This window comes from Polaromonas sp. P1_F6 (assembly GCF_056405695.1).
Map to the genome: position 1 here is coordinate 769,255 of NZ_JBFUBQ010000002.1, position 10,069 is coordinate 779,323.

7 protein-coding genes are annotated in these 10,069 nt (G+C 62.7%); 2 read left to right on the forward strand and 5 right to left on the reverse strand.

Going from position 1 to position 10,069, the window contains the following annotated elements; translation table 11 throughout:
* Positions 1-34: 34 nt before the first annotated feature.
* The 5 genes from AC1DY9_RS09605 to AC1DY9_RS09625 are packed head-to-tail and all read right to left on the reverse strand — an operon-like array spanning position 35 to position 6,164.
* Positions 35-2,923, reverse strand: coding sequence for a nitrate reductase (locus AC1DY9_RS09605; protein ID WP_457279088.1), 2,889 nt, complete (start codon positions 2,921-2,923; stop codon positions 35-37).
* Positions 2,916-3,038 (reverse strand): hypothetical protein, encoded by a 123-nt coding sequence (locus AC1DY9_RS09610; RefSeq protein ID WP_457279087.1) that lies wholly within the window; start codon positions 3,036-3,038, stop codon positions 2,916-2,918. Before AC1DY9_RS09610 ends, AC1DY9_RS09605 begins: the two co-directional genes overlap by 8 nt.
* A 41-nt stretch (positions 3,039-3,079) precedes the next feature.
* Positions 3,080-3,502, reverse strand: coding sequence for a nitrite reductase small subunit NirD (gene nirD, locus AC1DY9_RS09615; protein WP_457279086.1), 423 nt, complete (start codon positions 3,500-3,502; stop codon positions 3,080-3,082).
* 24 nt (positions 3,503-3,526) lie between these two features.
* The gene (nirB, locus tag AC1DY9_RS09620; protein ID WP_457279085.1) at positions 3,527-5,962 is read right to left on the reverse strand and encodes a nitrite reductase large subunit NirB; all 2,436 of its coding nucleotides are present in this window, start codon (positions 5,960-5,962) and stop codon (positions 3,527-3,529) included.
* Positions 5,963-6,014: 52 nt separating this feature from the next.
* Positions 6,015-6,164, reverse strand: a complete 150-nt coding sequence (locus AC1DY9_RS09625) for a hypothetical protein (protein ID WP_457279084.1) — start codon at positions 6,162-6,164, stop codon at positions 6,015-6,017.
* Positions 6,165-6,412: 248 nt separating this feature from the next.
* Here AC1DY9_RS09625 and AC1DY9_RS09630 point away from each other — a divergent pair, with 248 nt between their 5' ends.
* Both AC1DY9_RS09630 and AC1DY9_RS09635 read left to right on the forward strand, forming a co-directional pair.
* Positions 6,413-7,693: a type IV pili methyl-accepting chemotaxis transducer N-terminal domain-containing protein gene (locus AC1DY9_RS09630; protein ID WP_477666383.1), complete on the forward strand. Its 1,281-nt coding sequence runs from the start codon at positions 6,413-6,415 to the stop codon at positions 7,691-7,693.
* Between the two features lie 69 nt (positions 7,694-7,762).
* A complete protein-coding gene (locus tag AC1DY9_RS09635) occupies positions 7,763-9,511 on the forward strand; it encodes a bifunctional protein-serine/threonine kinase/phosphatase (RefSeq protein WP_477666384.1) in 1,749 nt (582 codons plus the stop codon).
* The last annotated feature ends 558 nt before the right edge of the window (positions 9,512-10,069 follow it).

Below are 10,069 nucleotides of genomic sequence, written 5' to 3' on the forward strand. Positions count from 1 at the left end.
TGTCCGCCAATGCAGATAACTTCTTGTTATGAGCTTAAGCCACTTGCCGGATAGGGATCACGGTACGGGGTGCTGAAGGCGGTGCGTCGTTGCGCGATGACCGCACCCGGCGTTTGAGTTCGGGCACACAGGAGCCGCAATTGGTGCCGCACTTCAGCGTGGATTGCAGCGAGGCCAGGCGCTCTTCATCAGTGCCCAGATGGCCGGCGCCGCCACCACCGGCCACTAACAGCGACAAGTGCTCGTCGATGGCCATGTCGCTGACGTTAAAGCAGGTGCACACCGGCTTGCCGCGCGACTGCACCGCCACCGGTGGCTTGGCGCCGGGCAGCAGCAACAGGCGTCCATACGATTGCGCGGCCAGCTCGTCCTGCAGCAAGGTTTTGATCCAGGCCTGGGCGCTGGTGTCGCCCGCCAGTACAAAGCCGGCGAGGTGGACGTCGCCTTCGCTGCGCATCAGTCGCATGGTGCGGCGCTGGCCTTTTTTGCGGTCGGCGTAGCGCAGCACATCGGCCGCATCCAACCCGAGGATGCGTTCCAGCGCGGCCAGTGTTTCGTCAGGCGGCGCCTCATGGCTGGCCGCGCGAAACAGCACGCCGGTGCGTTCGCGGCTGCGGTCGGCCAGCGGGGTGTTGTTGGAAAACGGCACGCAGCTGGTGAAGGGAAATTGCGCCATCAGCGGCTTGAGCTGCTCACGCGCCGCCAGCGCATCGCCCTCGGGCAGCCAGGCCATCGCCAGCAGCGTCCACGGCATTTCGGCTTTCAGGATCTTCACCGCAGCGTGCTTGAGCTCGGGCTGTTTGGAGCTCGGGCAATAAGCCGACGTGGTCAGCGCATTGACGCCTGCCAGCGGCGTGCCGCCGGTCGACTGACCGCTTAAATACTCTTCGCCCCAGTGCATGGCCATGAAAGCCTGGCTTACTGCCACTTCAGGTGAAGACTGCAGCGGCACCACGATGGAGCCACGCTTGGACGTGACATGCACCAGATCGCCGTCTTTCAGCAGGCGCCGCGCCATGTCCTGCACGTTCATTTGAATCGAGGGTTCGGCCACGTGGCCGAACAAGCGCCCCAGCGTGCCGGTGCGGCTCATGCCGTGCCACTGGTCGCGCAGCCGGCCGGTGGTAAGCGAAAACGGGTAGCGCGATTCGCGCGGCTCGGCTACCGGCTTGTAGACCGTGTTGACAAAGCGGGCCTTGCCGTCGGCGGTGGGGAACACGCCGTCTTCATACAGCCGCACTTTGCCCGCCGTGTCGCCCGTCTTGAAGGGCCACTGTTGCGGTGCGTCGTCGAGCAGTGCGTAACTCAAGCCGGTGATGTCGAGGTCGCGGCCGCGGGTGGATTCGCGGTGCTCGTTCCAGATGGTTTCCGCGCCTGATGCTTCCTCGGCCAGCGAATAGGGGAAGAGGGTGGCGCCGGCTGCCGCGCGGCTGGGCAGCAGCTTTTCAAGCCGCAGTGCAAAGTCCACCGCGATGGACCAGTCATGGCGTGTCTGGCCTGGCGCAGCCACGGCCGGCCGCACTCGGCTGATGCGGCGCTCGCTGTTGGTCACCGTGCCGATCTTCTCGCCCCAGGTGGTGGCCGGCAGCAGCAGGTCGGCGTAGTCGCAGCTAGACGTGGTGGAAAAAGCCTCCTGCACGATCACCAGCTCGGCGCGCTCCATGGCGCGGCGCACGGTGGCCTGGTCGGGCATGGACTGGGCCGGGTTGGTGCAGGCAATCCATAGCGCCTTGATTTCGCCATCGGCCGCGGCCTGGAACATTTCGACGGCAGTCTTGCCTGGTGCTTCGGGCACGGATGGGATGCCCCACAGCGCGGCGACTTCGGCGCGGTGATCCGGGTTGGCCAGGTCGCGGTGCGCGCTCAGCAGGTTGGCCAGGCCGCCCACTTCGCGTCCGCCCATGGCATTGGGCTGCCCCGTCAATGAAAAGGGGCCGGCGCCCGGTTTGCCGATCTGGCCTGTGGCCAGGTGGAGGTTGATGAGTGCGGCATTCTTGGCGGTGCCGCTGCTGGACTGGTTCAGGCCCTGGCAGTACAGGCTCAGCGTGGTGGCCGAGGTGGCGAAGAGTTTGGCCGCGGCCAGCAGGTCTTCTTTTTTGATGCCGCAGGTTTCGGCCACCAGGTCGGGCGTGTAGTCGCGCACCGTGGCCTTGAGCGCGTCAAAGCCCGTGGTGTGCGCCGCAATGTAAGCGGCGTCCGTCCAGCCTTCCCACAGCATGATGTGCAGCATGCCGTTGAAGAGCGACACATCGGTGCCCGGCTGTATGCCCAGGTAGAGGTCGGCGATCTCGGCCGTGTCGGTGCGGCGCGGGTCGCAAAAAATGATCTTGAGCGCGGGGTTCGCGGCCTTGGCGTCTTCAATGCGGCGAAACAGGATGGGGTGTGCGTAGGCGGTGTTGCTGCCGACGATAAAAATGCACTGCGCATGATTCACGTCGTCGTAGCAGGCAGGCGGTGCGTCTGCGCCCAGCGTTTGTTTGTAACCCGCCACCGCGCTGCTCATGCACAGGCGCGAGTTGGTGTCGACGTTGTTGGTGCCGATCAAGCCCTTGGCCAGCTTGTTGAAGACGTAATAGTCTTCCGTTAGCAATTGGCCTGAAATGTAAAAACCGACCGCATCGGGCCCATGCTCGCGGATGATCTGCGCAAAGCTTTCGCTCGCAAAGCCGAGCGCGTTGTCCCAGGACACCGGCTTGGGCGCTTCATGCCGATGTTCGCGCCGCATCGGCTGCAGCAAGCGCGTCTGTCGCGTAACGGCCGCCGTCGCGGTCAGCGCCAGCGTTGAGCCCTTGGTGCACAGCCGCCCGAAATTGGCCGGGTGATCCGGGTCACCGCGTACCCCGGTGATTTCGTCGCCTTGCGATTCAATGATGACGCCGCAGCCGACACCGCAATAGGGGCAAGTTGACCGGGTCTCAGCCATGATGGACGAAGCCAAGGCTGCGGCCTTTGTCGTGCATCGCAAAGCGATCAACAGCATGAGCTGTTAGATCGCAGCCGACACCGCAATACGGGCAAGTTGATCGGGTATCAGTCATGAATGTTCAGGGAGCCTTCGCGTTTATTCCGGTGATGCGGCTTATGCCGTGTGAGGCGCCTGCACGCTGAAGCTTTCGTCGCCCAATGCGCCACTGGTTGCACCCGGGCCGGCGCGAGGGGGCTGCAAATCCAGCGCCAGCGTGTCCAGCTCGACAGCGTCCAGGAAGACCTGGCCTGTTTCTACCTTGCAGGTGAATTTGGGCGTGCAGCCTTCGTCGGGCTGCTTGGCGCAGCCGTCCGCCAGGCCTATGGTCCAGTTGTGCAGGGGACAGGCCACGCTGGTGCCGAACACGATGCCCTGCGACAGCGGGCCGCCCTTGTGCGGGCAGCGGTCCAGCAGCGCAAACACCTGGTCCTGGTCATTGCGGAACACGGCCACATCAATACCTTTGGCGCGTGAGACACGTCGCGAGCCAAGCACCGGGATGTCGGTGACCAGGCAGATTTTTTTCCATTCAGACATAGTGATCTCTCAAAATTCGGCCGGTCAGGCGGGTGTGAGTTTTTCAAACTGGCGGGCATCCACAGACGCTTCTTTCAGGTCGAACCAGGGGTCCGGTTCACCGTCCAGCGCAAACTGCAGCTGCTCCCACAGGGCTTTGCGGCCTTCGTGGTCTTCCAGGATTTTTTTCTTCACATAGTCCAGGCCGACGCGGTTGACGTAGTGCACCGTGCGCTCCAGGTACCAGCCTTCCTGGCGATAGAGCTCGCAGAAGGCACCGGTGTATTCGAGCACCTCGGCCGCGGTCTTGAGCTTGGTGAAGAAATGGGCCACTTCCGTCTTGATGCCGCCGTTGCCGGCGATGTACATCTCCCAGCCCGAGTCGACGCCGATGATGCCGACGTCCTTGATGCCGGACTCCGCGCAGTTGCGCGGGCAGCCGCTCACCGCAAACTTGACCTTGTGTGGTGCATACATGCGCCACATGGCGCGCTCCAGGTCCTTGCCCATTTGYGTGCTGTCCTGCGTGCCCATGCGGCACCATTCGCTGCCCACGCAGGTTTTCACCGTGCGCAGGGCCTTGGCGTAGGCGTGGCCCGAAGGCATGCCGATGTCTTTCCAGACGTTTTGCAGGTCTTCCTTTTTCACGCCCAGCAAGTCGATTCGCTGACCGCCTGTCACCTTGACGGTCGGGATCTTGTATTTGTCGACCGCGTCGGCAATGCGGCGCAACTCGCTGGCCGTGGTTTCGCCGCCCCACATGCGCGGGATGACGCTGTAGGTGCCGTCTTTCTGGATGTTGGCGTGGCTGCGTTCGTTGATGAAGCGGCTTTGCGGGTCGTCCTTGGCCTGTTTGGGCCAGGTGCTGATCAGGTAGTAGTTGACGGCCGGGCGGCAGGTGGCGCAGCCGTTGGGTGTCTTCCAGTCCAGGAACTTGAAGGTGTCGGAGATGCTGAGCAGCTTGTTGGCGCGTATGGCGTCGCGCACCGCCTGGTGACCGTGGTCGGTGCAGGCGCACATGGCCTTGAGCTTGGGCGTGGCCGAGTAGTCGCCGCCGGCGGTGAACATGAGGATCTGCTCGACCAGCCCGGTGCAGGAGCCGCAGGAGGCGCTGGCCTTGGTGTGCTTGCGCACTTCGTCAAGCGTGAAAAGGCCTTTTTCCTTGATGGCCTTGCAGATGGTGCCCTTGTTGACACCATTGCAGCCGCAGACTTCCGCATCGTCGGCCATCAGCGCCGCCTTGTTTTGGCCTTCGTGGCCGGCGTCGCCGAGGTTGGACTCTCCGAAAATCAGCTTGTCGCGGATGTCGCTGACATTGCGGCCGTCACGCAGCAGCTTGAAGTAATAGCTGCCGTCCACGGTGTCGCCGTAAAGGCAGGCGCCGATGAGTTTGTCGTCCTTGATGACGAGTTTTTTGTAGACGCCGCCGAAGGGGTCGCTCATCACGATTTCTTCAGCGCCGTTGCCGCCCATGAATTCGCCGGCGCTGAAAAGGTCGATGCCGGTGACTTTCAGTTTGGTTGACGTGAGCGAACCGGAATAGCGGCCTATGCCGAACTGCGCCAGGTGGTTGGCTGCAACCTTGGCCTGTTCGAACAGCGGGGCCACGAGGCCGTAGGCAATGCCGCGGTGGGCTGCGCATTCGCCGACCGAGTAGATGCGCGCATCGGTGACGGTCTGCATGGTGTCGTTGACCACGATGCCCTTGTTGCAGTGCAGGCGCATGGATTCCGCGAGCTGTGTGTTCGGCCGGATGCCGACCGCCATGACCACGAGGTCAGTGGCCACTTCCGTGCCATCCTTGAATTTGATCGAAGTCACGCGGCCGTCTTCACCACCCACCAGTTCCTGCGTCTGCGCGCCGATCATGAACTTGAGGCCGCGGTCTTCCAGGGATTTTTGCAGCAGCTTGCCCGCCACGTCGTCAAGCTGGCGCTCCATCAGCCAGGGCATGACGTGCACCACGGTGACTTCCATGCCGCGCAGCATCAGGCCGTTGGCCGCTTCCAGGCCCAGCAGGCCGCCGCCGATGACCACCGCTTTTTTGTACTTCTGGGCTGTGGCGATCATCTCGTTGGTGTCGGCGATGTCGCGGTAGGCAATCACGCCCTTGAGGTCTTTGCCGGGCACGGGCAGGATGAAGGGGTTGGAGCCGGTGCACATCAGCAGGCGGTCGTATTCCTCTTCGGTGCCGTCTTCGGCGCGGACCACGCGCTTGATGCGGTCCACTTCAACCACTTTTTTGCCGGCATGCAGCGTAATGTGGTTGTCCTTGTACCAGTCCCAGCTGTTCAGCACGATTTCGTCGAGCGTCTGCTCACCGGCCAGCACGGGGCTGAGCAGGATGCGGTTGTAGTTGGGATGGGGCTCGGCGCCGAAGACTGTAATGTCGTAGAGGTCGGGGGCGACCTTGAGCAGCTCCTCAAGGGTGCGAACGCCGGCCATGCCATTGCCGACCATCACCAGTTTTGATTTTTTCATGGGGCTACTCCAGATTGATTCGATGTCATGTTCAAGGTCCAATGTGCAAGCGTCATGCCACGGCGAACGCGGCAGCAGATGGGCAACGGGCGGGCTGGGCGCGGTGAATGGCCTCGGCGCCAGGATGAGGCGCAGCAACGCAGCGGTAGTTCGCCAACACCAGCGGATCTGTCTGATTTGTCAAAAATTGAGTGGAAATCATGATGCTCTCTCCCGGAAAAAGGGATCCGGGCTGTCAACCCGGTATGAGGCACACCATTACGCACGTCGTTGTGCGCAGAACCCGCAGTGCATTCGCTAAGGTTGGGCGCGTCGTTACGCCCGCTGCAAATGACGCAAGACTTGTGCCATATCATTGGGATTCGCAGCTTTCCCGGCACCGGCGTGGCGGTGGCATGGCCTGCGACTTGCGAACTGTGTCGCTGTTCCCCGCTTAACCTCTTGATTTGTATGACCTCCGCATTGGTAAACCTGAACGGCCCTGGTGGCGCACATCCCCTGGTTTCAGACCTGGTGGCAGCTGGTATCCAGGTACTGGGGCCTGTGGATGAGCGCAGCAAACTGGTGCAGGAAGTGCTTCGGCAAGCACCCGATGTGGTGATTTGCCATGACCCGCTTCCGGGTGATGAGCTTTTCAAGGTGCTGCAGCTGGTGGCTGACACGGCGCCGTGTCCCGTCATTGTTTTCACCAGCGACACAGACGCGGGAAAGATCACACGGGCCACCGAGGTGGGGGTTCATGCCTATGTGGTCAACGGTTATGGTGCGCAGCGCCTGCGGCCCCTCATTCACCTCGCCAAGGCGCGTTTTACCCGCGAGCAGGCCCTGCGTGCCCAGGTGCAGGAGGCCGCCAGCCGGCTTGAAGAGCGCAAGGCGGTGGACCGGGCCAAAGGTATTTTGATGCGGGCCCGGCAGATGTCGGACGACGACGCTTTCCACATTTTGCGGACCGCCTCCATGCATACCAACCAGCGGCTGGGGCAGGTGTCGGAGCACATCATCCATTCGGCGCGCTTCGCCGAGGATGTCAACCGTTCCGGCCAGTTGCGCATGTTGTCGCAGCGGCTGGTCAAGCTTGCCCTGCTGCAGCTTGCGGGGGTGCAGGCCGCCCGGGCCAAAGAGCTGCTGAAAGAGTCGGTGCTGCGCATCGACGCCAACCTGGTTTCGCTGGGGAAAAGCCTTTCGCAGCCCACATTTGGAGACCTGCTCGGGCAGGTGTCCATTACCTGGGGGCGGCTCAAGATTGCCTTGCAGGACACGCCCACCGCTGGCAGCATGGCTCACCTGGATGAACTGGCAGACCTGCTTTTGCAGGATGCCGAGCGCATGACCAGCAGCCTGGAGAGCGCCGGCGCAATGCCTCCCTTGCAGATGCTGAACCTGGCTGGCCGGCAGCGCATGCTGAGCCAGCGTTTTGCCAAATATGCCCTGCTCAGGGCCACGGGTGGCAAGGCAACGCTGGCCCGCAGCGAGGCCGGCATGGCCGAGTCCCAGGCGGCATTCGAGCAGGCCTTGCAATACCTGAACGACATTCCGCTGACCAGCAAGGACATCCGCCTGTCGCTGGACCGGGCGGCCATCAGCTGGCAGCACATGCGCGAGGGCGCGCTTGCCATGGACAAAGATCCCCGGCGCCTGGAGGGTCTGGCGACGGCCAGCGAAGACCTCCTCGACGTCTTTGAGCAGCTGTCGGCCCAGTACGAACACAGCATGCAAATGCTGGTGGGCTAGGGCCTGCACGCCAGTCGTGCATTGTTGCGATGCACCAAATTCGGGCATTAAACTTGCTTATCTTGGTGCATGGCATTTGATCTGGACATTGGCTTCGCTTCATTGGCGGGCCGCAAGAACACCAACGAAGACTTTTGCGCTGCGATGCTGCCCGAGGCGGGGCAGGAGGGTATGGGTTCCATCGTGGCGATTGCTGATGGCGTGAGCACAGGCGGCATGGGCCGGGAGGCGGCGCAGACCACCGTGACCAGCCTGGTCCGTGACTACTACGGCACGCCCGAAACGTGGGACACCACCGTGGCCCTGGACCGCATCATCGGGGCGCAAAACGCCTGGCTGGCGGGTATCAACCAGCGCCGCAGTCCGGCCATGGGCCTGACCACCCTCACGGCGCTGGTACTGCGCGGGCAGTCGTACACGCTTGCGCATGTCGGCGATTCGCGGGCCTATTTGCTGCGCGGCGGCAAAACCCAGCAGCTCACGCACGACCATGCAGTCAATCACCCGGACTTTCGGCACCAGTTGCTGCGTTCGGTGGGGGCCGAGGACCATGTGGTGGTGGACTACATGCAGGGTGACCTGCAGGTCGGCGACGTTTTTGTGTTGCTGACGGACGGCGTGCACGGCGTGGTGCGTGACGCGCGGCTGCAGGGCTTTGCCGATCTTGAGGAGCCTGGAGGTGCCCAGCTTGCAAGCCAGAACCTCGTCGAGGCGGCCCTGGCGGCCGGCAGCAACGACAACGTGACGGCCGTGGTGGTGCGGGTGCGCGGTTTGCTCGACGCAACACTGCAGGACGTCAACCGCATTGCGCAGACCCTGCCCATCCCGACCCGCCTGAAGGTGGGCGATGTGATGGACGGCCTGAGCGTGACGGCGCCGGTGGCCGACAACGGCATCAATGTGCTGTATCAGGTGCGCGATCCCGCTACACGGGTGCTGTATGCCCTCAAGACGCTGCACTCGTCGAGGTCGCATGACGAAGAAGAGCGTGCCATGCTGGCTCACGAGGCCTGGCTGGCCATGCGCATGCAGTCGGGCCGGGCGGCGGAGCATCTGGTCAACCTTCATGAGCGCCTGCCGGGCGGGCAAGAGCGCAGTGCGTTTTACCTGCTGTATGACTGGCACAGCGGCGAGACACTTCAGCAGCAGCTTGACCGCCGCCACAAGTTCAGCGTGGAGCAGCTGCTGGGCGTGGCCACCCAGGCCGCGCGGGCCTTGGGCCGGCTGCACCGGCAGTGCGTCATTCATCGCGACATCAAGCCGGCCAACCTCCATCAGGGCGAAGATGGCGTGCTGCGGCTGCTGGACCTCGGCGTGGCATTGAGCGGGCGCGAGCCCGAAGCGATGCGAAAGCTGCACGCCGGCACGCCCAGTTTTATCAATCCCGAGCAATGGGGCTTCAGCGCAAGCAGCACAGATGGGCCGGAGGAGCTGCCCGATGCGCAAAGCGATTTGTTCGCTCTGGGTGTGACGCTGTACCAGTTGCTGACCGCGCGCCTGCCGTATGGCGAGGTGCTGCCCTACCAGGCTGGGCGGTATTACCGCGACCCTGTTGCGCCCAGCCGCATCAATCCCGAAGTGCCGATCTGGCTGGACCACATCGTGCTCAAGGCCGTGGCGCGTGACAAGCGCCGGCGTTTTGAAACCGCCGAAGAGCTGCTGCTGGCGTTGGAGCGCGGCGCCTCGCGGCCCTTGACTGCACCGCAGGCGACGCCGCTGATCCATCGGGATCCTGTGGTGTTGTGGAAGCTGCTGCTGGGTGTGAGTGTGCTGGTCAATTTATTGCTGATTTACTGGCTGCTGTTTTTGCCTCGGTAGGGTGGTTGAGTATTGAATTGACTTCTGGGGCAATGGGTACAGGCGCCAGCAGCTATTGAATTGATAGCGGCCTTTTTTTGGGGTTGTTGTTGGTTTGATGGAGGCGCTCTCGTCTGAATCCTGCTGGCCGGGGGTTGCCCGGCATGCAACTCACTTTTCTTTGCTTCGCCAAAGAAAAGTAAGCAAAAGAAAGGCGACCCTGGTTCCTGCGTCCCTGCGCTGCGCTGCGGGCAACCTGCGGTGCTCGGTCCAGCCGGGGTCAAAAACAACTCGCTTCGCTCAAACAAGTTTTTGCCCTGATCCGTCTGGACCTCCGCTCCTCGGCGCATACACAAGGGGGTGGAGACAGGAATACCAAACAGCCAAAGACAAAACCCCGAATACCTGAAGAAACAAGGACACGCCATGGCGTGTCCTTGTTGGTATTGGAGTTGGTATTTGTCTTCAGTCCCCGCTCTCGATTACCCCTTCTGTCTGCGCCGAGGAGCGCAGGTTCAGGCGGATCAGGGATCGCGATTGTCTGAGCGAAGTGCAACGTAGCGAGTTCGAGCGAGACCC